The sequence below is a fragment of the Gordonia sp. (in: high G+C Gram-positive bacteria) genome (genome assembly GCF_047602025.1).
Taxonomy (GTDB): Bacteria; Actinomycetota; Actinomycetes; order Mycobacteriales; family Mycobacteriaceae; genus Gordonia.
Map to the genome: position 1 here is coordinate 449793 of NZ_JASGII010000001.1, position 22157 is coordinate 471949.

The window sequence follows — 22157 nt, forward strand, 5'->3', positions numbered from 1 at the left end:
CCGGCGCCGATCGCGCAGCTGCCCGAGCAGGTCGTCGAGGCCACCCCGACGTTCGTCGTCGCGACGGCACTCGCCACCCGCGACTTCCAGGACGTCCACCACGACCGCGACCTCGCCCAGCAGCGCGGTTCCAAGGACATCTTCGTCAACATCCTCACCGACACCGGCCTGGTCGAGCGGTTCGTCACCGATTGGGCGGGCCCGACGGCGCGGATCACGTCGATTGCCCTGAAGCTCGGCGTGCCCTGGTACGCCTATGACACCCTGACCTTTACGGGCGAATTGACCGAAGTCGACGGCGAGCGGGCCACGATCGCCGTCACCGGCACCAACAGCCTGGGCAAGCACGTGATCTCGACCGTGACCGCGACCCGCGAAGGGGGATGGCGATGACTCTGTCCGGCACCGCGGCCATCGCGGGCATCGGCGCGACCGACTTCTCCAAGGACTCCGGCCGCAGCGAGCTGCGCCTGGCCGCCGAAGCGGTCAACGCCGCCCTCGCCGACGCGGGTCTGCGGCCCGCCGACGTCGACGGCCTGGTCACCTTCACCATGGACACCAACATGGAGGTCGCGGTGGCCCGCGCCACCGGGATCGGCGACCTCAACTACTTCTCGCGCATCCACTACGGCGGCGGCGCGGCGTGCTCGACCGTCCAGCAGGCGGCCATGGCCGTCGCCACCGGCATCTGCGACGTGGTCGTCGCGTACCGCGCGTTCAACGAGCGCTCCGGCAACCGCTTCGGCCAGGTCAGCACCGAGGTCGCCACGCAGGCCACCTCGTCGGGCACCGACAACGCCTTCTCGTACCCGCACGGGCTGTCGACGCCGGCGGCCTTCGTCGCGATGGTGGCCCAGCGCTACATGCACGAGTACGGCGCGACGAGCGAGGACTTCGGCAAGATCGCCGTCGTCGACCGCAAGCACGCGGCCAACAACCCGAACGCCTTCTTCTACGGCAAGCCGATCACGCTCGAGGACCACCAGAAATCGCGCTACATCGCCGAGCCGCTGCACCTGCTCGACTGCTGCCAGGAGTCCGACGGCGGCGTCGCCCTCGTCATCGTCTCCGCCGAGCGCGCCAAGGACCTGCCGCACCGGCCCGCCGTCATCGCGGGCGCCGCGTCGGGCAGCGGGAACGACCAATACATCATGACCAGCTACTACCGCGACGAGCTCGCGGGGCTGCCGGAGATGGGCCTGGTCGGACGCCAGATCTGGGACCAGTCCGGCCTGGGCCCCGACGAGATGGACGCGGCCATCCTCTACGACCACTTCACGCCGTACACCCTCATGCAGCTCGAGGAGCTCGGGTTCTGCGGGCGCGGCGAGGCCAAGGACTTCATCGCCGAACCGGGCGCCCTCGAGGTGGGCGGCAAGCTGCCGCTCAACACCCACGGCGGCCAGCTCGGCGAGGCCTACATCCACGGCATGAACGGCATCGCTGAAGCGGTCCGCCAGGTGCGCGGCACCTCGGTGAACCAGGTGCCCGACCTGTCCAAGATCGTCGTGACCGCCGGTACCGGCGTTCCCACCTCCGGCCTCGTCCTGACCGCCGGATAGTCCACCGTCCACGCACAGCCACCACCTTCGACAAGGGAGTCACCACCATGAAGTTCAACCTCGCCGACGTCTTCGAAACGGTCGTCGACTCGGTCCCGGACCGTCCCGTCCTGTCCTTCGACGGCAAGGAGACGACCTACGCCGAGATGGACCAGCAGGCCAACCGGGTCGCCCACTTCTTCGCCGACGGCGGCATCGGCCCCGACGACAAGGTGGCGCTGTTCCTGAAGAACTGCCCCGAGCACGTGCAGGCGCTGCTCGCGACCATCAAGCTGCGCGCGGTCCCGGTCAACGTGAACTACCGCTACACCGACGCCGAGCTCGAGTACATCTTCGAGAACTCCGACGCGGCGGCGATCGTCGTCGAGCTGCCCGAGCACCAGGCGGCCGTCGCACGACTGCTGCCCGACCTGCCGCTGCTGCGCGCGATCTTCGTCGTCGGCGACATCACCGATGAGCTGACGGCCGCCGTCGACGGTGCCGGCCGCGACCTCAAGCTCGCGTCCTTCGCCGACGTCGACAAGTTCTCCACCGACCGCGACTTCGAGCCGCGCAACGGCGAGGAGCTGTACCTGCTCTACACCGGTGGCACCACCGGCTACCCCAAGGGCGTCATGTGGCAGCACGACGACTTCTTCCGGAAGCCGATCTCCGGCGGCAACCCCTACGGCGACCCGCGCAAGGACTACGAGGAGATCGCGACGGCGGTCAAGGACTTCCCGTCGATGCGCTTCCTGCTCGCTGCGCCGCTGATGCACGGCGCCGCGTCGTACTCGATGTTCACGTTCCTCTCGCTGGGCGGCTGCCTCATCCTCGAGCGCGACTTCGACGCTGCGAAGATCGTCAAGAACATCGAGCGCGACCAGACCCAGACCATCCTGATCGTCGGCGACGCCATGGGCCTTCCGCTGGTGGAGGAGATGGAGAAGCAGAAGGACTCCGTCGACATGTCGTCGCTGTTCCTCATCACCTCCGGCGGCGCGATCTGGAGCCAGCACGTGCGCGACCGCATGCTCGCCGTCAAGGACGGTCTGATGCTGCGCGACAACTTCGGCGCGTCGGAGTCGGGCAACGACGGTGAGATCAGCCTGGACGACAACGGCAACCTGAAGGTGCCGCCGAGCGACCGCATGATGGTCGTCGACGAGAAGTTCGAGCGCATCACCAAGCCCGGCGAGGTCGGCTACATCGCCCGCATCGGCAACATCCCGCTCGGCTACTACAAGGACGAGGAGAAGACCGCCCGCACCTTCCCGGTGATGGCGGACGGCACCCGCATCTCGGTGCTCGGCGACATGGGCTACGTCGAAGAGGACGGCTCGATCGTCTTCCTCGGCCGCGGCAGCCAGTGCATCAACACCGGTGGTGAGAAGGTCTACGCCGAAGAGGTCGAGGCCGTGCTGCACGCCCACCCGGCCATCGCCGACGCCCTCGTCGTCCCGGTGCCCGACGCCAAGTACGGTCAGCGCGTCGCCGCCGTCGCCAAGGTCGCCGACGGGTTCGACGAGCCGTCGCTCGAGGACGTCCAGGAGCACTGCCGCACGGAGCTGGCCGGCTACAAGGTGCCGCGCACCGTCGTGTTCGTCGACGAGGTCAAGCGCACCCCGGCCGGCAAGGCCGACTACAAGTGGGCCAAGGCCGCGGCCGACCCGGCCGCCGTCTAAGGGGCTCGACGATGAGGAAGCCGCTCACCACCGCGGTGGTCACCGCGACGATCGGCGCCGCCGCGGTCGCGGGCACCGTCCTCGCGGCGCCGGAGGCCCAGGCGCGCATCGCACCCGGCCGGTACACCTACACGACGGTGACCATCACCGAGTTCGGCACCGCACCGATGACCGGTCCGGCCACGATCCGGGGCAACGTGATGGACACGGTCGGCGCCTTCGGCATCCCGGTGCGCTACCGCATCCGCCCGACGGCCAGCGGCGGCGTGATCGATGCTGCGGGCAGCCGGTTCATCCTCGACCGCAAGACGCGCGGCCGGTACTCCGGTCCGGTCCTGCGGAACGGGCGGCTGGTCGGGCGCAACACCCTGGTGCCCCTGCGCCGCCGATAACTCCTGTACCGGCGGCCTAGGCCGACGCGCGCCCGCGGAGCGCGCCCGGCGGACATCCGGTGTGACGCTTGACCAGGCGATGCAGCGCATTGGCGTCACCCAGGCCCACTGCCGCCGCGATCGAGTCCAGCGGGTCGGAGGTCGTGCGGAGCAGGTACAGGGCCCGCTCCAGGCGGATCCGCGCCACCAGCTGCATAGGGCTCATCCCGACCCCGGCCCGGCTGCGCCGGTCCAGCGTTCGGGCGCTCGTCCGGCATGCGACGGCCAGCGAGCGCAGGGTGTGGGCGCGCGTGAGGTGGGTTCGCACGTAGGTCTCCAGCTCGGCGACCATCTCGTCGCGCGCCGCCAGGTGGGATGGTGCCAGGAAACCGGCCTGCGACGTCCGCTCGTCGACGATGAGGCGCCGACCCACCTCGTCGGCCAGCGCGACGCCGCCGAAGTGGCGGACGAGGGCCAGGGTGAGGTCGACGTGGGCGAAGGCGCTCCCGGCCGTCCAGATCGGCCCGTCGCGCACGACCATCTCGTCGATGTCGACGCGGCATCCGGGGGCCAGCTGGGCCAGATCGGCACCCAGCCACCAGGTGGTCACGCACCGCCGTCCGGTCAACAGGCCGGCGTCGCCGAGCACGAACACCGCCGAGCACGATGCGGCGATATCGGCACCTGCCGCGGCCGCCGCGGCCAACCAGGGCAGGGTGACGGCCATGTCCGGTTGCCGGCAGCGATCGGTGACCTCCGACGCCGTGGCCGCACCCAGGCCGGGCACAACAATGAGTTCGCGCGCCGGGTTCGACGCCAGCGGGACGGTGGGCGCGGCGAGGTCGCCGCGCAGCCGCGTCGACTCACCGACGCCGACATAGCGGAAGTCGAACCGCCGTTCGGTGGCAATTCGGTTGGCGGCGGAGAGGATGTCGATGGTCGCGCCGACGGCGGACGCGCTGGCGCCGTCGAGGAGGAGCACGTCGACCTCGACGGTTCCGGTGGACAACGACATATGGCGAATTGTGCAAGAAAAGTGGCTTTCTCGCCAATGGCCTCCGTGGGGGCTGGTCCCGAAGACTGGGTGAATGCCCCTGCTACGAGTGACGGTCACCCCCGGAGCGTTCGACGAGGAACAGCGCCATCGCCTCGTCGCCGCACTGACCGACGCGGCCTGTCGTGCCGAATCGGTGCCCGACGAGCCGAAGCGTCGGGCGTTGGCACTGGCCCTCGTCGACGAACCCGGCCAGTTCTACTCGGCCGGTGCCCCGGCGGCGGACGCCGTCGCGGGGGCATTCGTCGAGTGGCAGGTCAGCGCGGGAGTGCTCGATGCCGCCAGGAAGGAGCAGTTCGCCCGCGATCTGCAGGCCTGCGTCGAGGAACTCGCGGGACCCGCGCGGCTCGCCGTCACCTCCTGCATCGTCACCGAGGTACCGGAGGGGCAGTGGGCCCAGAACGGTGCGATCCGCCGATTGCCGGAAATGGCCCGCACCGGCGGATTCGGGCACTTGGAGCTGATCAACGAGCCTCGGCGCTAGCGGCTCGGCCCGCGTGGCGGATCGAGTCCTACTCCTTGGCGCTACTCGCTACTCCTTGGCGGCCGCCGCCTCGGCCGCCCGCTCCTCGTCGGTCAGCGGGACGATGCGGCGCGGGGCGTACCAGGCCAGGAACAGGCCGCCGGCGATGAGGATCGAGCCGAGGATGATGAACGACGTGTGCATCGGGTTGGTGAAGGCCGCCGAGGCGCCATCGAAGATCTGATTGGCCAGGGCCTTGACCGGATGGTCGGCCGGCGCGTTCGGCGGCACGCTCTTGAGGAGTTCGTCGGTGACGCCCTTGGCGCCGCCGAGGGAGTTGCGGATGTGCTCGGCCGCCTCGGCGCCCTTCGCCGGGCTGCCCCCGGTCGCCGGGTTGCTCAACGCCTGTTGCGCCGCGTCGGCGGTGGCGTCGATGCGGTGGGAGTAGCCGGCGGCCAGGATCGAGCCGGCCAGCGCGATACCGATGGCCGCGCCGAGTTCGCGCGCAGTGTCGTTGACCGCCGAGCCGACGCCCTGGTCGTCGAGCGGGGTGTTCTGCATGATGGCCGTCGTCGACGGGGCGGTGGCCAGGCCGATGCCGACGGCCAGGATCACCAGCAGCAGGGCCATCTGCCAGTACTGCGTGTATTTGATGACGCCCATCAGCAGGATGCCCAGGCCGGCGAGGAACACGCCGATCGACAGGACGAACCGCAGCGAGTGGTAGCGCACCGCCAGCCAGTTGCCCAACAGGGCGAACAGGCCGACGCCGAGCACCAGCGGGAACAGTGCGACCGCCGACGCGAGCGGTGTGTAGTGGAAGATCAGCTGCAGCTGCTGCAGCGCGAGGAAGAAGACGGCGAACGACGCGAAGAACTGCAGCATCACCGACAGGGAACCGGCGCCGAAGGCGCGGTTGCCGAACAGCTTGACGTCGAGCAGCGGGTACTTGACCCGGATCTGGATGAAGCAGAACACCGCCGCCATCAGTGTGCCGCCGATCAGGGTCGACAGCACGAGCGGGCTGGTCCAGCCGTGGTGCGGCACCTCGAGCAGGCCGAAGACGATGGCGAAGATGGCGATGACCGAGGTGATCGTGCCGAGCCAGTCGAAGGGGTCGGGGGAGGCGTCCTTCGACGTCCCGATGGTCAGGCAGACCAGGGCGGTGATCGCGGCGGAGACGGCGAAGCAGATGAAGATCGCCTGCCAGTTGTTCTGGCCGAAGTACTTCAGCAGCAGACCGGTGACGAAGAAGCCGGCGACCGCGCCGATGCCCGCGATCGCCGACCAGACGCTGATCGCGAACGGTCGACGGTGCACCGGCACGTTCGAGGTGATGAGCGACAGGGTCGTCGGCATGATGAACGCCGCGGCGGCACCGGCCAGCGCGCGGGTCGCGATCAGTTGGACGGCATCCTGGGCGAAGACGCCCAGGAGCGAGGCGATGCCGAAGACCACCAGGCCGGCGATCATCACGCCGCGGCGGCCGAGCCGGTCGCCGATGGCGCCGGCCGGGAGCAGGAGCGCGGCCAGCATCAGCGTGTAGCCGTCGATGATCCAGGTCTGCTCGGAGGCGTTCGCGGCGATCTTCGGGTCGGTGGCGATGGCCTGCAGCGCGGTGTTGAGCGCGGCCATCGCGGCGACGACCATGCTGACGGCCAAACAGACGATGAGCACCAGCCAGATCGACCGCCAGTCCATGCCCTTGACGGCGGTGACCGTCGCCGACAGGTCGCGCGCCCGGATGGCGTCGCGCACCGCGTGGTCCTCGGGGAGGCCCGACTCGATGCCGATCCCGTCGTCGGCGGTATCCAGATCGCCGGTGATGTTCTCGTGCTTCATGCTGTGCCTCTCAAGCGGCTCGGGGGCGGTCGATAACGATTTGGGCAATCCGCGACGACACGGGCCCGGGCTGCGCGACGTCGGGAATGTTGTATGTCACATTAGTCACTGGAGCAACAAGTTCCTGGTAGAGGCTCCGTAACCAGAGGCCAGGACGACCGAAAGTGGGAGATCATGGCTACCGGACAGGTCACTGACTCCGATGCGGTTCGAGTGCGGATGTGGCGCGTGCTCTCCATGCTGACGGCGCTGGTCGCCGTCGTCGTGGGGCTCGTCGTCATCACCATCTCCGCAGTCTGACCGACTACGACGAGACGTTCTGCTCGATCGCGTCGCCGACGCGGGGCAGAGCGGCGGTGACGTAATCCTTGGCCTTGCCGCGCAGCGTGTTGTAGGCCTTGGTCAGCGCCGGCTTCGCATCTGCCGTCTGCGCATCGGTCACCGCGAGCAATGCCTCGGCGGCCTGGTCGCCGTTGGCGGCGAGGTGCGCCCCGAAGCCCGTGCCGGCCGGCTTGGAATCCCACAGCGGTGCCAGCGCGGCGAGGAAGTCGTCGAGCATGGCGTTCGTCGCGTTCGTGACGACGTTCGGCTTCACCTTCTGGGCGGCCCCGTACGCGGCCTTGACGACGCCGCCCGAGATGCCCGACTGACCCTTGACCTCGGCGTCGATGGCGTCGACGAGTGCGCTGACCGTAGCGGTGCGGTTGGTGGTGGCTGCGGATTCGAGCGAGTTGCCCACGAGTTCTCCTAAGACGATGCGCCGAGCGCGGTGCGCAGCTCGGCGAGCAATTCCAACGGACGGTCGAGCATAACGTGGTGACCGGTGTCGGGCATCGTCACCAGGCTCGAGGTGCCGTCGGGCCGCGAGTCGTAGAGCGCCTGCGCCTTCCCCGGATCCATCACGCCGTGCTCGCCGCGGATGATCGCCAAGCGGCAGGCGGGCGGGGGCGTGGGTGCCGGATCGGTGAGGCGGGTGGGGAAGCTGCGGTCGAACTTCCACCGCCAGCCGTCGATGTCTTCGACCGCCGAGCCCCGCGCGACATAGTCCTTCACGTACGGCAACGTCTCCTGGTCCGGCAGCAGCCGGTAGCGCGACAGCGCCTCGTCGAGCGTGGCGTAGTGGCGCGCCTTGCGCGGGATCGCGGTGTCGACGGGGGCGCCGTGGGTCATCATCCGCTTGATGTCGGCGGCGTCGAACAGTTCGGAGTCGACGATGACGACGCGGTCGACGACGTCGGGGTGTTCGACCGACGCGAACATCGCCACGATGCCGCCCATGCTGTGCCCGATGACGACCAGGTTGTCGGCGATGCCGGCCGCGCGGGCGACCGCGACGAGCTCATCGGCCCACCCGCGGTAGGTGTAGTGGTCCTCGCGCCAGTCGCTGTCGCCGTGGCCGGACAGGTCGAAGGCGGCGACCCGGTGGCCGTCGGCGGCGAGTTGCGGGGCCAGGTGGTCCCACCAGCCCGAGTGTGCCGCGCCGCCGTGGACGAGCAGGATGCCGGGCGGTCGAGCGGAGCGAGGGGAATCGCTGCCGCTGGGCTCGCCCCACGTCCGGTAGGCGACCTTTGCGCCGTCGACGGTCACCGTCGCGAGTTCGGGCTTGGTGTTCACTGCATCGGTGAACCAGGACGGCACCGCGGTGCTCGTCGCGTCCTCGACAGACACCGGGACTACTTCTTGACGACGACCACGTTGCCCAGCGCGGGGGCATCGCGCTCGGCGACGGTCGCGGTGAGCAGCAGGCGGTCGCCCGAGTCCCACACGTCGAGGTTCAGCGTCTCGCCGGGCAGCACGATGCCGGCGAAGGAGGCCGAGTAGTCGGCCATCGCGGTGACGTCCCCGCCGAGGAGTTCGTCGACGACGGCGCGCGCGACGCTGCCGTAGGAGCACAGTCCGTGCAGGATCGGCCGGTCGAAGCCCGCTTTCTTGGCAAACGCCGGATCCGAGTGCAGCGGGTTGCGGTCGCCGCACAGGCGGTAGAGCAGCGCCTGGTTTGGGCGGGTGGGCACCGCGATCCGATGGTCGGGGGAGCGATCGGGCAGCTCGACCTTCGACGACGCGCCGCGCTCACCGCCGAAGCCACCCTCGCCCTTGGCGAAGATCGACGACCGGGCCGTCCACAGGGTGTTGCCCTGCTCGTCGACGGTTTCCGACTCCTGCACGATCACCGCGGCCGAACCCTTGTCCTGCAGGTCGGCGATGCGAGTGCGGGTCGTCGCCGTGCCCGACGGCGGCAGCGGCCGGTGCGCGGTGACCTGCTGGCTGCCGTGCACGACCTTGGCCAGGTCGATGTCGATGCCGGGGAAGGACACCTTCGGCGCCTCGGTGGCGTGGAAGCCGGCGGCGACCGTCGCGAACGTCGGGAGCACCTTGGGCTTGGCGTCGTCGACGTACTTGAGGCCCTCGGTGTCCATCGGGTCGGCGGCCGCGCCCACCGCGAGGTGGTACAGCGCGACGTCGGACGCGGTCCAGGAGAAGGCGACCTCGGGCAGCTCGGCGCCGAGCGCCACGGACTGATCGATGGGCATGGCCGCTCCTACTTGCTGCTGGCCGCGGCGGCGGGCCGGTCGGCGTCGGCGTGGGCCTTGGCGTCGAGCGCGGCGAGGTAGCCGAAGACCATGGCCGGGCCGATGGTCGCGCCGGGGCCGGCGTAGGTGTGGCCCATGACCGGGGCGCTGGTGTTGCCGGCGGCGTAGAGCCCGGGGATCACGCTGCCGTCGCGGCGCAGGGCGCGGCCGTGCTCGTCGGTGACGATGCCGCCCTTGGTGCCCAGGTCGCCGGGGACCATCTTGACTGCGTAGAACGGCGGCTTGTCGACCGGGCCGAGGCTCGGGTTCGGCTTGTTGGTGATGTCGCCGTAGTAGTGGTCGTAGCCGCTCTTGCCGCGGTGGAAGTCCTCGTCGACGCCGGTCTTGGCGAAGCCGTTGAACCGCTCGGTGGTCTCCTTGAGCTTGTCGACGGGCAGCCCGGTCTGCTCGGCGAGCTCCTCGAGGGTGTTCGCCTTGACGACGGCGCCGCTCTTGAGCCAGCTCTTGGGGATCGGCTGGCGGGCGGGGATGCCGGCGAAGAGGTAGCGGTTGCGGCAGCGGGTGTCCATGATCATCCAGGCCGGGACGTTCTCGCCCGGACCGTCGCCCTGGCCGAATTCGCCGCCGAACATCTGGTGGGCGGCCTCGACGTAGGGGAGCGACTCGTTCATGAAGCGTTCGCCGCGCTCGTTGACGATGAAGGTGCCCGGCACCGACCGCTCCGACAGCGCGAACCACGGGCCCTTGGGCAGCGGGATCGTCGGACCCCACCAGGCGTCGTCCATGAGGGCGACGTCGGCGCCGGCCTTGATTCCGGCACGGATGCCGTCGCCGGTGTTGAACTCCGAGCCGGTGGTCCACTCGGTGCCGACCGGGGCGCGCTGGTACTTCTTGCGCATCTCCTCGTTCTGCTCGAAGCCGCCGGAGCCGAGGATCACGCCGTAGCGCGCGCGGATCTCGCGCGGCTTGCCGTCGGACTCGGTCTTGACGCCGACGACGGCGCCCTTCTTGTCGGTGACCAGGTCGGTGAGGGCGGTGTTGAACAGGATCGGCACGCCGGCCTCGCGCAGGCCGAGCAGCAACTCGGCGGCCAGCGCGGCGCCCATGGCGATGAGCTTCTTGTTGCGCGACTTGGACCAGCTGAAGCGGCCGGCGACCTTGGCCATGCGGGCGACGCCCTTCGGGTGGCGCATGCCGATGTTCATCCAGCGGTAGTCGCTCTGCAGCACGACCATGTTCAGCGGGGCCTTGGTGTACTGCGGGTGCAGCGTGTCCAGGTCCTTGCCGAGGCGGCGGGCGTCGAACGGCTTGGGCTCGCAGGAGCGGCCGGCCAGGCGGCCGCCGGGGGCCTCGGGGTAGTAGTCGGAGTAGTCCTTGACCCACTCGAGTTCGAGCGGGGAGTGCGCCATCAGGTAGTCCAGGGCCTCGGGGCCGCGGTCGATGTAGGCGTCGATCTTTGCCTCCGGCGCGTGCTCGCCGATGATGGCCTTCGCGTACTCGCGGGCGGCCTCGACGGTGTCGTCGACGCCGTCGCGCTTGAGCACCGAGTTGTTGGGGATCCAGACGCCGCCGCCCGAGCGCGACGTCGAGCCGCCCCAGTAGGGCGACTTCTCGATCAGGACGGTCTTGAGCCCCTGCGTGGCTGCGGTCAGCGCGGCGCTCATGCCGGCCGCTCCGGCGCCGACGACGACGACATCAAACTCTTCGGGCGTGGTCATGTTCAGTCCTCTCCGCGGCGCTGGTCTGGCCAGGCCGTCCGATGCCACTCAATCTACCCAATAATTAGAACACGTTATAGTATTGGTCCAGAACCCGGCTATAGCAGCTAGAAGGCCATACCGGCACCGGCCGAGGTGAGAAAACAGTAACCCGTTCGCATCCTGAGACGAGGAGGGCAGATGGCCGTCAGCGACGACCTGCGCGCCCAGATTGCGGCCGACCTGCGCCGAGCCGAGGAAACGGCCGTCGCCATCGATCCGCCGACCTCGGCACACCCCGAACTCGACGTCGTCGACGCCTACGAGATCCAGCTCATCAACATCCGCCGCCGGCTCGACGCCGGGGCCAAGGTCGCCGGCCACAAGGTGGGCCTGGCGTCCGAGGCGATGCAGAAGATGATGAACGTGAACGAGCCCGACTACGGGCACCTGCTCGACGACATGCAGTACTTCGAGGGCAAGCCGATCGACTTCTCGGCCCTGTGCATCCCGCGTGTGGAGGTCGAGGTCGGCTTCATCCTCGGCGACGACCTGCCCGGCGAGGGCTGCACCCGCGAGGACGTCGTGAACGCCATCGAATGGGTCGTTCCGTCGATCGAGTTGATCGATTCGCGCATCAAGGACTGGAAGATCACGCTGCCCGACACGATCGCCGACAACGCGTCGTCGTGCGGCTGGATCCTCGGCGAGCAGCGCGTGAAGATCGCCGACATCGACACCGGCGACATCGACGCCACGCTGACCCGCAACGGCGAGGTCATCGCGGAGGGCAACTCGTCGGCGGTCCTCGGCCACCCGCTGACCGCGGTGTCGTGGCTGGCGAACAAGGTGTCGTCCTTCGGCGTGCGCCTGCGCAAGGGCGATGTGATCCTGCCGGGTACCGCCACGCGCGCCATCGACATCGCCTCGGGCGATCATTTCGTCGCCGAATTCGACGGACTCGGCAGCGTCACCCTGGATTTCACCTGACACTGAGAACAGCCCAGAAGGACTGAATTGAGGAGGGCTCTTATGAGCGCCAAACTGAGCGCGGCGATCATCGGCTCGGGCAACATCGGCACCGACCTGATGTACAAGCTCGAGCGGTCGGACGTCATCGAACCGCGGTGGATGGTCGGCATCGACGCCGACTCGGAGGGCATGAAGCGCGCCGCCGACCACGGTCTGATCACGATGGCCGGCGGCGCCGACGAGCTGCTCGCCTCCGCCGAGAAGCCGGACCTCATCTTCGAGGCCACCAGCGCCTACGTGCACCGGGAGTACGCGCCGAAGTACGAGGCCGCGGGCATCACCGCGATCGACCTGACCCCGGCCGCCGTCGGCCCGGCGGTCGTGCCGCCGGCGAACCTGCGCGAGCACCTCGACGCCCCGAACACGAACATGATCACCTGCGGCGGACAGGCCACCATCCCGATGGTCCACGCCGTGTCGTCCGTGGTCCCGGTGCCCTACGCCGAGATCGTCGCGTCGGTGTCGTCGGAGTCCGCCGGTCCGGGTACCCGCGCCAACATCGACGAGTTCACCAAGACCACCTCGCGCGGCATCGAGACCATCGGCGGCGCCGACCGCGGCAAGGCGATCATCATCCTGAACCCGGCCGATCCGCCGATGATCATGCGCGACACGATCTTCTGCGCCATCCCGGAGGACGCCGACCTCGACGCGATCGCCGAGTCGATCCACCGGCGCGAGAAGGACATCCAGGAGTACGTGCCCGGCTATCGACTGTTGCAGGACCCGCAGTTCGATCCGCCGAGCGTCATCAACGGCGGGCACGCGCGCGTCTCGATCTTCGTCGAGGTCGAGGGCGCCGGCGACTTCCTGCCGCCGTACGCCGGAAACCTCGACATCATGACCGCCGCCGCCACCAAGGTCGGCGAGGAGATCGCCAAGTCCAAACTGGCCGCCACCGCCAAGGCCGGGAAGTGAGTGCAACCATGAGTGACCTGATGGCCAACGCCCGGCCCTTCTCCAAGACCCTCGACATCCGCATCACCGACTCGTCGCTGCGCGACGGCAGCCACCACAAGCGGCACCAGTTCACCGAGCAGGAGGTGCGCGACATCGTCGCCGCGCTCGACGCGTCGGGCGTGCCGGTCATCGAGGTGACCCACGGTGACGGCCTCGGCGGATCGTCGTTCAACTACGGCTTCTCCAAGACCCCGGAGCAGCAGCTGATCAAGGCGGCCGCCGAGACGGCGAAGAACGCCAAGATCGCGTTCCTCATGCTGCCCGGCCTGGGGATCAAGGACGACATCATCGAGGCCCGCGACAACGGCGGCCAGATCTGCCGTATCGCGACGCACTGCACCGAGGCCGACGTCTCGATCCAGCACTTCGGCCTCGCCCGCGAGCTCGGCCTGGAGACGGTCGGCTTCCTGATGATGAGCCACACGCAGACCCCGGAGGTGCTCGCCAAGCAGGCGCGCATCATGGCCGACGCCGGCTGCCAGTGCGTCTACGTCGTCGACTCCGCCGGCGCCCTGGTGCTCGAGCAGGTCTCCGACCGCGTCTCGGCCCTGGTCGCCGAGCTCGGTGACGACGCGCAGGTCGGCTTCCACGGCCACGAGAACCTCGACGTCGCCGTCGCCAACTCGATCATGGCCGTGCGCTCGGGCGCGCAGCAGATCGACGGCTCGGTCCGCCGCTTCGGCGCCGGTGCCGGCAACACCCCGACGGAGGCCTTCGTCGGCGTCTGCGACAAGCTCGGCATCAAGACCGGCGTCGACTTCCTGAAGATCGCCGACGCCGCGCAGGACGTCGTCCGCCCGGCCATGCCCACCGAGTGCCTGGTCGACCGCCCGGCGATGATGATGGGCTACGCGGGCTGCTACAGCTCCTTCCTCAAGCACGCCGAGAGCCATGCCGACAAGTACGGCGTCTCCGCGGCCGACATCCTGATCGAGGCGGGCAACCGCAAGCTCGTCGGCGGCCAGGAGGACCAGCTCATCGACATCGCGCTCGAGCTCAAGAAGAAGCAGGACGCGAACGCCGGGGTATGAGCGCTTAAGCCGTGACTTCCGCGGACTGGCTTCTCCTCGCCGCCGTCGTCGGCCCGGTGCTCGTGCTCACCGTCTATCTCGTGTGGACGCGCCGTCGACGCAGCCGCGCGCTGGCGGACAGCATTGCCAACTACGAATTCATCGAGAAGATCGGAGCGGAGCGCGGGATCACGCCCGAGGAGCTTCGCAAGGATCTGCCCTGGCCACCGCCCGGAATCGTCGAGCGCAAGTGGGACTAGGGGTCCGCGAACGCCGGGATTCTGCGCCGCATCCGGTGGGATACTGGCGCCGTGACCATCCGTGACTGGCTCGTCGTCGGTGCGCTGCTGCTCGTTCCCATTGCCGTCGGTGCCGTCCTGGTCGGCTTTCTGCTGACCGTGCGGCAGCGACAGCGCGAGGGGCGGGCGGGCGGAATCGAGTTGAACACCGCCTTCCTCGACCGTGCCGGGGTGCGCAAGCAACAGGCGGGGAACGAGGGTGACATCCTCGACGACCCTCGCATGCCGCCGCGCGTGCTGCGGATGCAGGAGCCGCCGCGCCGCACGATCGACGACGGTTAGCCGCCCAGCAGCACGTCGACCGCCCGCTGAGCGCTTTGGGCGGCGCCGCCGATCGTCGACGGGAAGTCGGTCTGCGTCCAGTCGCCGGCCAACACCAGGCCGTCGACCGAGGTCTGCTGCTGCGGTCGGATCCCGAAGGTGCCCGGCCGCTGGCTGAACGTCGCGTTCTTCATGCGCACGACCAGGCCGTGCTCGAGGTTCGCGTCCTTGGCCGCCGGGTAGTACTTGCGGATGAAGTCCATCGTCACGTCGAGGACTTCTTGATTGGTGTGCAGCTCGTTGAGGTCGTATGCCGCGCTGACCATCGTCGAATAGCCGAAGAGGCCGCGGTCGCTGCCGTCGTAGCCGACCATCCGCTGCCGGTCGAAGATCTGCTCGACGATGCCGATACCGCCGACGAGCGCGTCGATCGCGTAGGGCATTTCGAGGGACTTGTCGAGCCACAGGTAGGTGCAGACGATCGGCGCCGGGACGAGTTGGTCGGCGATCTCGTGGAGCTTGCCGCTCTCGGGCAGGTCGTCGAGCAGGCCCTCGATGCTCCAGGGCGGAACCGCGCAGACGACGGCGTCGGCCTCGATGAACTCGCCGCCGGTCAGGGTGACCCCGGTGACCTTGCCGTCGTCGACGACGATCTTGCGGACCGTCGAGTGATCGCGGATCTCGCAGCCCTTGTTGGCGAGGACCTTCTCGGCGCCCTCGACGAACAGCGAGTTGAAGTCGGTGGAGGAGTAGAGCAGCGACCCGTGCTGCTGCGCCTCGCGACCGCGCTTGACCATGATGCCGAGCAGGTCGCGGAAGGCGCGCGCCGAGACGAGGTCGGGCTTCTCGTTGAGCGCGCCGATGATGAGGAAGTCGACCCAGGTGTCCTGGCAGCTGCGGGGGAGGCCGACGCGGTCGAGCCAGTCCTGCGCGGTGATGTCGTTGAGGGAATCCTTGCGCCAGACGGCGTCGCGCGTCATGCGCAGATAGGCGCGCCACATGGCCAGGCGCTCGCGCCAGCTGTTGCCCGGCGCCCACGCGAACAGCGAGCCGGGGCCGCGGTCGTCGACCTTGCCGCCGGGCAGGACGCGCCGGGCGTAGCGGTCGGGCTGGATCAGCAGGTCGCGACTGCCCGTCATGTCGAGGTAGTCGAAGAGCTCGGTGAAGGCGCCGGAGATGACGTGCACGCCGTTGTCGGCGGTGTCGTCGACCTGCGCGACGGGGATGGCGTGCGTGCGACCGCCGAACTGGGCGCGGCGTTCGAGCAGCGTCACGCGCACCCCGGCGTTGGCCAGGCGGACGGCGGCGCCCAATCCGGCGACGCCCGCGCCGATCACGATGCAGTGCTTAGGTTTGGCCATGGATGCCTCCGAGGATGTGGGTGGAGAAGTAGTTACTGACCGCGTCGGGGTCGGTGAGGTCGAGGTGCATCGGCGGCAACAGCTCGATGCCGAGGAGGGCGCGGATGATCCACTCGGCCGCCGCGTCGACGTCGACGGTGCGGGGGAGTTCGCCGCGTTGCGCCGCCGCGGCGATCAGCGGGGACCAGAAAGCGGTCGACTGGGCCATGAGTTCGTCGCCGCGCTCGTCGAGGATCAAGTCGAGGAGGTCGGTGGTGTGCAGCGAGAGCGGGTCGGCCCAGCGTCGGTGCTCGCTGATCGAGACGGCGGCGCGGCCGAGTTGGCCGGCCAGGGTGGTCTCGGCTTGGACGGCGACCGCGAACATGGCGACGAACTGTTCGGCGAGGTAGTCGAAGGCGTCGTCGACGGCGGTCTGCTTGTCGCCGTACCAGTTGTAGAGGGTGCTGCGGCTGACCGATGCGTCGTCGGCGACGGCGGACAGGGTGAACCGCTGACGGCCCAGGCGCATCAGCGTCGCGGCGACGGCAGCGCGGATCGGGTCGGGAACCGGTCGGGGGGCGTCGACGCCCGGCACTGCGCGCATGTGGACAACTTAGGCAGGTTTTGTCCAAGTTGAGGCAGGTTTCGCGGAATCTTCCCGGTCACCCGCGACGCGCACAGCTCAGCCGCCCCAGATATCACGCCAGTCACAAAGCCGTTGCGCCTCGACAACCGACCGGGGCAATCGGGCAAAACTCCCGCACGCTGGAAGGCATGACTGCCAAGCACTCCTATGGACGCTGGATCGCCGCGCCGGCGATCGTCGGCGCATTGACCGCCGGTGCCGTCGTCGCGCCGCACCTCACCGCCGGGTCGTCGGGCTCCTACGGTGGTGGCAACGGCTCATCGGGGTCGTCGGGCTCACTCGACGTCTACCTGCCCGTCTCGACGCCGGCCGGGATGGGTGCGCTGCAGGTCGCGATGACCCAGATCGGCAAGCCGTACAAGTGGGGCGCCACCGGCCCCAACGCGTGGGACTGCTCCGGCCTGATCCAGTGGGCCTTCCGCTCCGTCGGTGTGAACCTGCCGCGCGTCAGCCAGGCGCAGGCGAAGGTCGGCAAGGCGATCCCGATCGCGGCGCTCGCCCCCGGCGACGTCATCATCTTCTACCGCAATGCCGGACACATCGGCATCTACGCCGGCGGCGGCCAAGTGTTCCACGCCGGCGGCCCGAACGGTCGGCCGATCAAGTTCCAGGCCCTCAACACGATGCCGCCGATCAAGTCGATCCGCCGCTACGGCTAGTTCCCGCCTGGATTCGTCAGTACCGCCTCGATCGGAGTAGGACTGACGAAACGGTGCGGCATATTGCCGCGGTGACCGACCACCTCAGTCAGCCGGTCTTGCGGTACTTCTTGTGCATCGCCTGTTTGGAGACGCCCAGGAGGAAGCCGATCTGGGCCCACGGCATCCCGGCCGCGCGTGCTCGGCGGACGGCGACTTCCTCGGCGCGCGTCACCTCGCGACGCATTTCGGCGACTCGGAGCAACTCCTCCATCGGGGAGTCGCCGTCGTCCGTGCCCACCGCGGTCTTCATGACTCCAGGGTGCACCCGGATTCCCCGTTCGTCAACCAAAGTTGACGCAGCGGGTGTGCGACGATGGGCGTGTGAACGTGGAGCCACTGTCCGCCGCCGACTTCGACACCGCGGCGTTCCGTCGACTGTTGTTCCTGGCGAGCGACTACGACGACACCCGCATCCAGCGGACTGTCGACGACGAGTTGCCGACCATGGCCGTCATCGGGACACGCGACGGCGAGCGGGTCACCGGCTTCGCCGCGTACCTCCCCCACGAGGAGACCGTCGTGCTCGAGTACATCGCGACGGCCGAGGACCTGCGGGGCGGTGGCGTCGGCCGCACGCTGGTGGAAGCGATCCGGCAGCGCCACCCGGGGGCGGCCGTCCTGGCCGAGACCGACGACGACGCCGTCGACTTCTATCGGGCGATCGGCTTCCTGGTGCGCGACGGCGAGCCGGACCCGCGGTGGCCGGGCCGCCGGCGCTACGAGTGCCTGCTGCAGCCCGCCGTGAGCTGACCCGGGCTGGCGGTCACCAGTAGCCGTCGGGGTCGTGCTCGGGGCCCTCGCGCGGAATGATGCCCTCGGCGACGCCGTGATCGATCGATGCGGTGAGTCGCGGGCAACCGGGCAGCATCGCCGGGTTGCCGCCGTCGGCGCGCACCTCGTCGAAGGCCGAGCACTGCTCCCGGGCCTGAGCGGTCCACTGCACGCTGGTGTGGTGCGGGCTGGCCTTCTTGACGAAGACGCAGGCGTGGCAGGCGCGACATTCGAGCTCGGTGAGCCCGCTGCGCAAGTAGTGCTCCCGGTCGCGGGCGGTGGCCGCCGCGATGGCGGCCATGCGCTCCGGATCGTTGTGGTAGTCCGGCGCCTTCGCCCAGCCTTCGGCCGGTTTGTGCGCCGCGCGCGTCATCGCTAGACGCTCGCTTCCTTCGACTTGGCCTCTTCCGCCTTGGCCTCCTCGGCCTGGCGCTTGAGGTTCTCCTGGACTTCGATGTTCCAGTTCTCCAGGGCCTTGGCCGTGTCGATCTCGTACTCGAAGCGCTGCGTCATCTCTTCGGTGACGTCGTCGGCGTCGACGTAGAACTGCTCGTACCAGCGGCGCAGCTGGTAGACCGGGCCGTCCTCTTCGACGAGCAGCGGGTTGTCGATGCGGGTCTTGTGCTTCCAGATCTCGACGTCCTGGAGGAACCCGACCTCGATGCCGGCGCTGATCTTCTTGGCCATCTTGTCGGCCTGCTCCGGGGTGAGCCCCTCGGGGACCTTCGCCATGACGCCGAACATGAGGACGAAGGAGTTCTCGTCGATCGGGTAGTGGCAGTTGGTCAGGATCGTCTCGACGGCGTAGCCGCTGTAGTACTGGACCATCGGGTTCAGCATGTAGGACGGGCCGTAATACGCGGCGATCGACTCGAGGCGGGTGTCGCCGTAGCTCGAGGTGATCGCGATGTCGGGCCGACCGTGGCTGTTCATGTACTGCGCGGCGGTCTGGCCCTCGAAGACGTTCTTGAAGTAGTCCGGCAGCGCGTAGTGCACGTAGAAGAAGTGCGCCATGTCCACGACGTTGTCGATGATCTCGCGGCAGTTGGAGCCCTCGATCACGATCGTGTTCCAGGTCCAGCCGGTCCACTCGTCGGTGCCGAACTCCTCGAGCTCGGGGATGTAGCACTCCTCCGGCGGCGGGTTGCCCTCCGGATCGTTGTAGATGAAGACCTGGCCGTTGCGGATCATCGTCGGCCACGTGCGGGTCTTGGCCAACTTCGGGTCGCGCTTGGCGTAGGGGACGGTGGCGCAGCGGCCCTTGCCGTTCCACTGCCAGCCGTGGAAGGGGCAGGCGACGTTGTCGCCGCGCAGCACGCCCTGGCTGAGGTCGCCGCCCATGTGACGGCAGTAGGCGTCGAGCACCTTGAACTCGCCCCTGGAGTCCATCCAGGCGACCAGCTTGGTGCCGAAGGCCTCGACCGAGTGCGGCTTGCCGTCGTTGTAGTCGTCGACGACGCCAAGGCAGTGCCAACCGCGAGCGAACCGGGTCGGAACCTCACCGGTGTCGATCTCGCGCACGTCCGAGTTCTGTGCGGTGGTCATAGCTACTCCTCTGTCGGGGCTGCGACTGCTGGTTCAATACTAGAACACGTTACAGAATTGTGCCCCAGCGCAGCGCTCCCTGGCAACGATTACAGCAGTAAACAGGACGTTTGGCCCAGTTCTCGACAGAAATGAGAACGTGTTCTAGTCTTAGCCCGTACGCTTCGCGGTGAGGCGGTGCAGTCCACCCCGCCGCACACAGGCAGGAGAGGTTTAGATGGCAGCCAGCAAGATCGAGCGCAGCGCAGAGGTCAAGAAGGTCCTCGAGAACGTCGAGGCATTGCTCCCCGACTTCGCGCAGAAGGCACAGGCGACCGAGGATGCGCGCCGCGTTTCCGACGAGAGCGCGCAGGCGCTCCAGGACGCCGGCTTCTTCAAGCTGCTGCAGCCGGAGCAGTGGGGCGGCTACCAGGTCGACCCGGTCACCTTCTACGACACGGTTCGCCGGATCTCGACCGCCTGCGGCTCCACCGGCTGGGTCGCCGGCATCATCGGCGTCCACAACTGGCACCTCGCCCTCTTCGACCAGCAGGCGCAGGAAGACGTGTGGGGCAAGGACACGAACACCCGCATCTCCAGCTCGTACGCCCCGATGGGCATGGGCGAGGTCGTCGACGGCGGCTACAAGGTCAACGGCAACTGGGCCTTCTCGTCCGGCTGCGACATCGCCGACTGGACCTTCGTCGGCGGCCCGGTGATCAAGGACGGCCGACCGGTCGACTTCGTCAGCTACCTGCTGCCGCGCTCGGACTACAAGATCAAGGACGTGTGGAACGTCGTGGGCCTCAAGGGCACCGGCTCCAACACGCTCGAGGTCAAGGACGTCTTCGTCCCGCGCCACCGTGTCCTGTCGATGGCCACCATGAGCAAGAACGAGAGCCCGGGGCTGGAGAAGAACACCGCGCCGGTCTACAAGATGCCGTGGGGCACCATTCACCCGAGCACCATCTCGACGCCGATCGTCGGCATGGCCTACGGCGCCTACCAGGCGCACGTCGAGCACCAGGGCAAGCGCGTGCGCGCCGCCTACGCCGGCGAGAAGAGCAAGGACGACCCGTTCGCCAAGGTCCGCATCGCGCAGGCCGCGAGCGAGATCGACGCCGCATGGCGCCAGCTCTCGGGCAACCTGCAGGACGAGTACGACCTGATCCTCGCCGGCGAGGAGGTTCCGATGGAGCTGCGCCTGGCCGCCCGTCGCGACCAGGTCCGCGCCACCGGGCGCGCCATCGCTGCCATCGACATGCTCTTCGAGAACTCGGGTGCCGGTGCGCTGGCCGTCGATTCGCCGATCCAGCGGTTCTGGCGCGACGCCCACGGCGGCCGCGTCCACGCCGCGAACGATCCCGAGCGCGCCTACGTCGCCTTCGGCAACGGGGAGTTCGGCATCCCCATCGGCGACACGATGGTCTAGGCCGGGTCTCGATACAAATCGCTCCTGCGTCGCGATCCACTCGACCAGCGCACGGAGCAGGAGGAAGCCTCAGATGACAACCGATTCCGGCCCGATTCGTTCCCTGGGCTACATGCGGATCGACGCCACCGACATCGACGCCTGGCGCGAGTACGGCCTCAAGGTCCTCGGCATGATCGAGGGCAAGGGCCTGACCCCCGGTGCGCTGTACCTCCGGATGGACGACTTTCCGGCCCGCCTGGTCATCGTCCCGTCCGATCGCGACCACCTGGCTAGCTCCGGCTGGGAGTGCGCCAACGCCGCGGCGCTGCAGGAGGTCCGCGACCGCCTCAAGGGCGCCAAGGTCAAGTTCCGCGAGGGCACCGACGAGGAGAAGGCCGACCGCCAGGTCGACGAGCTGATCATCTTCGAAGACCCGGACGGCAACGTGCTCGAGGCCTTCCACGGCGTCGCGCTGCAGCACCGCCGCGTCGTCAGCCCGTACGGCCACAGGTTCGTCACCGAGGAGCAGGGCCTGGGCCACGTCGTGCTCACCACGACCGACGATCAGAAGTCGCTGGAGTTCTACCGCGACGTGTTGGGCTTCCGCCTGCGCGACTCGATGAAGCTCCCGCCGCAGGTCGTCGGGCGCGAAGAGGGCGACCCGCCGCCGTGGCTGCGCTTCTTCGGCTGCAACCCGCGCCACCACTCGCTGGCCTTCCTGCCGATCCCGAACGAGACTGGCATCGTGCACCTGATGGTCGAGGTGGAGAACTCCGATGACGTCGGCCTCTGCCACGATCGCGCGCTGCGCAAGAAGGTCCCGATGTCGGCGACCCTGGGCCGCCACGTCAACGACCTGATGCTGTCGTTCTACATGAAGACGCCCGGCGGCTTCGACATCGAGTTCGGCTGTGAGGGCCGGCAGGTCGACGACGACGACTGGGTCGCGCGCGAGTCGACCGCGGTCAGCCTCTGGGGCCACGACTTCACCATCGGCTTCAAGGGCTGAGGCGAC

General features: G+C 68.6%; 25 protein-coding genes. 14 read left to right on the forward strand and 11 right to left on the reverse strand.

Annotated elements, in window-relative coordinates:
• Positions 1 to 383 precede the first annotated feature (383 nt).
• Genes QM728_RS02235 through QM728_RS02245 form a run of 3 tightly spaced genes read left to right on the forward strand, consistent with a single transcriptional unit; the run spans position 384 to position 3618 of the window.
• Positions 384 to 1562: a lipid-transfer protein gene (locus tag QM728_RS02235; protein WP_415030423.1), complete on the forward strand. Its 1179-nt coding sequence runs from the start codon at positions 384 to 386 to the stop codon at positions 1560 to 1562.
• A 47-nt stretch (positions 1563 to 1609) separates the two neighbouring features.
• On the forward strand, positions 1610 to 3226 hold the full coding sequence (locus QM728_RS02240; protein ID WP_415030424.1) for an AMP-binding protein: 1617 nt from the start codon (positions 1610 to 1612) through the stop codon (positions 3224 to 3226).
• A gap of 11 nt (positions 3227 to 3237) precedes the next feature.
• On the forward strand, positions 3238 to 3618 hold the full coding sequence (locus QM728_RS02245; RefSeq protein ID WP_415030425.1) for a hypothetical protein: 381 nt from the start codon (positions 3238 to 3240) through the stop codon (positions 3616 to 3618).
• A 16-nt stretch (positions 3619 to 3634) separates the two neighbouring features.
• Here QM728_RS02245 and QM728_RS02250 read toward each other — a convergent pair whose 3' ends face one another.
• Positions 3635 to 4612, reverse strand: coding sequence for a GlxA family transcriptional regulator (locus QM728_RS02250; protein ID WP_415030426.1), 978 nt, complete (start codon positions 4610 to 4612; stop codon positions 3635 to 3637).
• A gap of 73 nt (positions 4613 to 4685) precedes the next feature.
• On the opposite strand from QM728_RS02250, the gene QM728_RS02255 reads away from it, so the two are divergent.
• The gene (locus QM728_RS02255) at positions 4686 to 5135 is read left to right on the forward strand and encodes a tautomerase family protein (protein WP_415030427.1); all 450 of its coding nucleotides are present in this window, start codon (positions 4686 to 4688) and stop codon (positions 5133 to 5135) included.
• 48 nt (positions 5136 to 5183) lie between these two features.
• Here the strand turns inward: QM728_RS02255 and QM728_RS02260 are convergent, their stop codons facing one another.
• Positions 5184 to 6815: an MFS transporter gene (locus tag QM728_RS02260; protein WP_415032819.1), complete on the reverse strand. Its 1632-nt coding sequence runs from the start codon at positions 6813 to 6815 to the stop codon at positions 5184 to 5186.
• Between the two features lie 315 nt (positions 6816 to 7130).
• Between QM728_RS02260 and QM728_RS02265 the strand changes: the two genes are divergently transcribed.
• Positions 7131 to 7256, forward strand: coding sequence for a hypothetical protein (locus QM728_RS02265; RefSeq protein ID WP_415030428.1), 126 nt, complete (start codon positions 7131 to 7133; stop codon positions 7254 to 7256).
• Between the two features lie 4 nt (positions 7257 to 7260).
• Here the strand turns inward: QM728_RS02265 and QM728_RS02270 are convergent, their stop codons facing one another.
• Genes QM728_RS02270 through kstD form a run of 4 tightly spaced genes read right to left on the reverse strand, consistent with a single transcriptional unit; the run spans position 7261 to position 11205 of the window.
• The gene (locus QM728_RS02270) at positions 7261 to 7695 is read right to left on the reverse strand and encodes a DUF6918 family protein (RefSeq protein ID WP_415030429.1); all 435 of its coding nucleotides are present in this window, start codon (positions 7693 to 7695) and stop codon (positions 7261 to 7263) included.
• Between the two features lie 8 nt (positions 7696 to 7703).
• Entirely contained in the window at positions 7704 to 8624 is a 921-nt protein-coding gene (locus tag QM728_RS02275) for an alpha/beta fold hydrolase (RefSeq protein ID WP_415030430.1), read from the reverse strand.
• A gap of 5 nt (positions 8625 to 8629) precedes the next feature.
• Positions 8630 to 9487 carry a MaoC/PaaZ C-terminal domain-containing protein gene (locus tag QM728_RS02280; RefSeq protein ID WP_415030431.1) on the reverse strand — a complete coding sequence of 286 codons (858 nt, stop codon included), beginning with the start codon at positions 9485 to 9487 and terminating at the stop codon, positions 8630 to 8632.
• Positions 9488 to 9495: 8 nt separating this feature from the next.
• Positions 9496 to 11205 (reverse strand): 3-oxosteroid 1-dehydrogenase, encoded by a 1710-nt coding sequence (gene kstD, locus QM728_RS02285; protein WP_415030432.1) that lies wholly within the window; start codon positions 11203 to 11205, stop codon positions 9496 to 9498.
• A gap of 180 nt (positions 11206 to 11385) precedes the next feature.
• Between kstD and QM728_RS02290 the strand changes: the two genes are divergently transcribed.
• From QM728_RS02290 to QM728_RS02310, 5 genes are read left to right on the forward strand one after another with little or no spacing between them, the layout of a single operon-like run.
• Complete coding sequence (locus QM728_RS02290) at positions 11386 to 12174, forward strand: 2-keto-4-pentenoate hydratase (RefSeq protein ID WP_415030433.1); 789 nt, start codon at positions 11386 to 11388, stop codon at positions 12172 to 12174.
• 42 nt (positions 12175 to 12216) lie between these two features.
• Complete coding sequence (locus tag QM728_RS02295; protein WP_415030434.1) at positions 12217 to 13134, forward strand: acetaldehyde dehydrogenase (acetylating); 918 nt, start codon at positions 12217 to 12219, stop codon at positions 13132 to 13134.
• An 8-nt stretch (positions 13135 to 13142) separates the two neighbouring features.
• On the forward strand, positions 13143 to 14207 hold the full coding sequence (gene dmpG, locus QM728_RS02300; protein ID WP_415030435.1) for a 4-hydroxy-2-oxovalerate aldolase: 1065 nt from the start codon (positions 13143 to 13145) through the stop codon (positions 14205 to 14207).
• Positions 14208 to 14218: 11 nt separating this feature from the next.
• Positions 14219 to 14446, forward strand: a complete 228-nt coding sequence (locus QM728_RS02305; protein WP_415030436.1) for a hypothetical protein — start codon at positions 14219 to 14221, stop codon at positions 14444 to 14446.
• Positions 14447 to 14497: 51 nt separating this feature from the next.
• A complete protein-coding gene (locus QM728_RS02310; RefSeq protein ID WP_415030437.1) occupies positions 14498 to 14767 on the forward strand; it encodes a hypothetical protein in 270 nt (89 codons plus the stop codon).
• Here QM728_RS02310 and QM728_RS02315 read toward each other — a convergent pair.
• Both QM728_RS02315 and QM728_RS02320 read right to left on the reverse strand, forming a co-directional pair.
• Entirely contained in the window at positions 14764 to 16107 is a 1344-nt protein-coding gene (locus tag QM728_RS02315) for an FAD-dependent oxidoreductase (protein ID WP_415030438.1), read from the reverse strand. The two genes, QM728_RS02310 and QM728_RS02315, sit on opposite strands and share 4 nt — an antisense overlap.
• Positions 16094 to 16690: a TetR/AcrR family transcriptional regulator gene (locus QM728_RS02320; RefSeq protein WP_415030439.1), complete on the reverse strand. Its 597-nt coding sequence runs from the start codon at positions 16688 to 16690 to the stop codon at positions 16094 to 16096. Before QM728_RS02320 ends, QM728_RS02315 begins: the two co-directional genes overlap by 14 nt.
• A gap of 170 nt (positions 16691 to 16860) precedes the next feature.
• On the opposite strand from QM728_RS02320, the gene QM728_RS02325 reads away from it, so the two are divergent.
• Positions 16861 to 17391, forward strand: a complete 531-nt coding sequence (locus QM728_RS02325; protein ID WP_415030440.1) for an NlpC/P60 family protein — start codon at positions 16861 to 16863, stop codon at positions 17389 to 17391.
• Between the two features lie 88 nt (positions 17392 to 17479).
• Here QM728_RS02325 and QM728_RS02330 read toward each other — a convergent pair whose 3' ends face one another.
• Positions 17480 to 17683, reverse strand: coding sequence for a hypothetical protein (locus QM728_RS02330; RefSeq protein WP_415030441.1), 204 nt, complete (start codon positions 17681 to 17683; stop codon positions 17480 to 17482).
• 71 nt (positions 17684 to 17754) lie between these two features.
• Between QM728_RS02330 and QM728_RS02335 the strand changes: the two genes are divergently transcribed.
• Positions 17755 to 18183 carry a GNAT family N-acetyltransferase gene (locus tag QM728_RS02335; RefSeq protein ID WP_415030442.1) on the forward strand — a complete coding sequence of 143 codons (429 nt, stop codon included), beginning with the start codon at positions 17755 to 17757 and terminating at the stop codon, positions 18181 to 18183.
• Positions 18184 to 18196: 13 nt separating this feature from the next.
• On the opposite strand, the gene QM728_RS02340 is transcribed toward QM728_RS02335, so the two are convergent.
• Both QM728_RS02340 and QM728_RS02345 read right to left on the reverse strand, forming a co-directional pair.
• Entirely contained in the window at positions 18197 to 18577 is a 381-nt protein-coding gene (locus QM728_RS02340; protein ID WP_415030443.1) for a hypothetical protein, read from the reverse strand.
• Positions 18578 to 18579: 2 nt separating this feature from the next.
• Complete coding sequence (locus QM728_RS02345; RefSeq protein WP_415030444.1) at positions 18580 to 19749, reverse strand: Rieske 2Fe-2S domain-containing protein; 1170 nt, start codon at positions 19747 to 19749, stop codon at positions 18580 to 18582.
• Positions 19750 to 19966: 217 nt separating this feature from the next.
• Here QM728_RS02345 and hsaA point away from each other — a divergent pair, with 217 nt between their 5' ends.
• Positions 19967 to 21160: a 3-hydroxy-9,10-secoandrosta-1,3,5(10)-triene-9,17-dione monooxygenase oxygenase subunit gene (gene hsaA / locus QM728_RS02350; protein ID WP_415030445.1), complete on the forward strand. Its 1194-nt coding sequence runs from the start codon at positions 19967 to 19969 to the stop codon at positions 21158 to 21160.
• A gap of 73 nt (positions 21161 to 21233) precedes the next feature.
• Positions 21234 to 22151, forward strand: a complete 918-nt coding sequence (hsaC, locus tag QM728_RS02355) for an iron-dependent extradiol dioxygenase HsaC (RefSeq protein WP_415030446.1) — start codon at positions 21234 to 21236, stop codon at positions 22149 to 22151.
• Positions 22152 to 22157 lie beyond the last annotated feature (6 nt).

Bases quoted from the DNA above. Each gene is read 5' to 3' on its own strand.
- QM728_RS02235 (WP_415030423.1), top strand. From the start codon at position 384: ATGGCGATGACTCTGTCCGGCACCGCGGCCATCGCGGGCATCGGCGCG.
- QM728_RS02240 (WP_415030424.1), top strand. From the start codon at position 1,610: ATGAAGTTCAACCTCGCCGACGTCTTCGAAACGGTCGTCGACTCGGTC.
- QM728_RS02245 (WP_415030425.1), top strand. From the start codon at position 3,238: ATGAGGAAGCCGCTCACCACCGCGGTGGTCACCGCGACGATCGGCGCC.
- QM728_RS02250 (WP_415030426.1), bottom strand. From the start codon at position 4,612: ATGTCGTTGTCCACCGGAACCGTCGAGGTCGACGTGCTCCTCCTCGAC.
- QM728_RS02255 (WP_415030427.1), top strand. From the start codon at position 4,686: ATGCCCCTGCTACGAGTGACGGTCACCCCCGGAGCGTTCGACGAGGAA.
- QM728_RS02260 (WP_415032819.1), bottom strand. From the start codon at position 6,815: ATGGACTGGCGGTCGATCTGGCTGGTGCTCATCGTCTGTTTGGCCGTC.
- QM728_RS02265 (WP_415030428.1), top strand. From the start codon at position 7,131: ATGGCTACCGGACAGGTCACTGACTCCGATGCGGTTCGAGTGCGGATG.
- QM728_RS02280 (WP_415030431.1), bottom strand. From the start codon at position 9,487: ATGCCCATCGATCAGTCCGTGGCGCTCGGCGCCGAGCTGCCCGAGGTC.
- kstD (WP_415030432.1), bottom strand. From the start codon at position 11,205: ATGACCACGCCCGAAGAGTTTGATGTCGTCGTCGTCGGCGCCGGAGCG.
- QM728_RS02290 (WP_415030433.1), top strand. From the start codon at position 11,386: ATGGCCGTCAGCGACGACCTGCGCGCCCAGATTGCGGCCGACCTGCGC.
- QM728_RS02295 (WP_415030434.1), top strand. From the start codon at position 12,217: ATGAGCGCCAAACTGAGCGCGGCGATCATCGGCTCGGGCAACATCGGC.
- dmpG (WP_415030435.1), top strand. From the start codon at position 13,143: ATGAGTGACCTGATGGCCAACGCCCGGCCCTTCTCCAAGACCCTCGAC.
- QM728_RS02315 (WP_415030438.1), bottom strand. From the start codon at position 16,107: ATGGCCAAACCTAAGCACTGCATCGTGATCGGCGCGGGCGTCGCCGGA.
- QM728_RS02320 (WP_415030439.1), bottom strand. From the start codon at position 16,690: ATGCGCGCAGTGCCGGGCGTCGACGCCCCCCGACCGGTTCCCGACCCG.
- QM728_RS02325 (WP_415030440.1), top strand. From the start codon at position 16,861: ATGACTGCCAAGCACTCCTATGGACGCTGGATCGCCGCGCCGGCGATC.
- QM728_RS02330 (WP_415030441.1), bottom strand. From the start codon at position 17,683: ATGAAGACCGCGGTGGGCACGGACGACGGCGACTCCCCGATGGAGGAG.
- QM728_RS02340 (WP_415030443.1), bottom strand. From the start codon at position 18,577: ATGACGCGCGCGGCGCACAAACCGGCCGAAGGCTGGGCGAAGGCGCCG.
- QM728_RS02345 (WP_415030444.1), bottom strand. From the start codon at position 19,749: ATGACCACCGCACAGAACTCGGACGTGCGCGAGATCGACACCGGTGAG.
- hsaA (WP_415030445.1), top strand. From the start codon at position 19,967: ATGGCAGCCAGCAAGATCGAGCGCAGCGCAGAGGTCAAGAAGGTCCTC.
- hsaC (WP_415030446.1), top strand. From the start codon at position 21,234: ATGACAACCGATTCCGGCCCGATTCGTTCCCTGGGCTACATGCGGATC.